Here is a 569-nt window from a genome sequence, read left to right on the forward strand (position 1 = left end):
TTTTATTCTTTTTATATTTTTACCAATAAAAATTTACTTTACTCTTATCGTCAATAACTTCATTATTTACTTAAGAAGTTTTTATTTAATACAATTTATTACAATTGTTATAAGAATTTTAGTTTGATATAATAAATTTTTAAGTACTATTATGCTTTTAGGAGGCATCTAATTTTATGAAAAAGTTATTAAGTAAAGCAAGACAAGCAATAAATGATTTTGATATGATACAAGATGGAGATAAAATTGCAGTTGGTTTATCTGGAGGTAAAGATAGTTTAACTCTTCTTCATATTTTAAATAATTATAAAAATTTTTCACCTCAAAAATTTGAGCTTATAGCTATAACATTAAACCCTGGAGGTGTTGATAATTCGCCTTTATATGATTTATGTTCAAATTTAGGAGTTGAATTTCACGAAGTTCAAACAAATATAAAAGAAATTATATTTGATATAAGAAAAGAAAAAAATCCATGTTCTTTATGTGCAAACTTAAGACGTGGCGCCTTAAATGATACAGCAAAAAAACTTGGATGTAGTAAAGTTGCTTTAGGACATCATAAAGAT

Annotated in this window: 1 protein-coding gene; it reads left to right on the top strand. The window is 24.1% G+C overall.

Annotation, left to right across the window (positions count from 1 at the left end):
* Positions 1-176 precede the first annotated feature (176 nt).
* The coding region (locus AZI32_RS17525) for an ATP-binding protein (RefSeq protein WP_275935001.1) at positions 177-569 on the top strand (393 nt) is incomplete at its 3' end.

Origin of the sequence: Clostridium sp. ATCC 25772 (assembly GCF_001573875.1) — a bacterium.
GTDB lineage: Bacteria > Bacillota > Clostridia > Clostridiales > Clostridiaceae > Clostridium_J > Clostridium_J senegalense.